The organism is Campylobacter sp. 2018MI01 (assembly GCF_018501205.1).
Classification (GTDB): domain Bacteria; phylum Campylobacterota; class Campylobacteria; order Campylobacterales; family Campylobacteraceae; genus Campylobacter_E.
Genome location: NZ_JAHCZE010000179.1, coordinates 1 through 412, shown reverse-complemented (window position 1 = coordinate 412; position 412 = coordinate 1). Strand labels below are relative to the sequence as shown.

At 30.6% G+C, this 412-nt stretch carries 1 protein-coding gene; it reads right to left on the bottom strand.

Annotation, left to right across the window (positions count from 1 at the left end):
* The coding region (locus KJQ97_RS09575; protein ID WP_214120719.1) for a hypothetical protein at nt 1-412 on the bottom strand (412 nt) is incomplete at both ends.

The following is a 412-nucleotide window of genomic DNA, read 5'->3' as shown; positions in this document are numbered from 1 at the left end:
GTATCATTAGCAACTGATTTACCTATAAATGTTGGAGTAGTATCAAATGTTCTACCACCATTTGGAATTTCAGTTAAGTTGTTGAAATATCCATCTTCATCACCTTGGAATACTTTAAATTCTAAAGCAGATTTGTTTTGTGTATTATCTGTTTCTTCACTTGGCTTAATATTAATAATTCCGTTTTCTGAATCACTAGTATTTCCATTTGTAGTATTATCAACACTTGGAACTTTATTTGCATCTTCACTTGGTTTAATATTAATAATTCCGTTTTCTGAACCTACAACCACATCACTTGTAGTATTATCTACGCTAGGTGTATTTGTTTGAGTGTCAGCAACAAGTTTTAAGCTAGCTTCACCTTTAATATCAGTTCCAATTACATTAAATGTAAACTTGTAATCTCCAA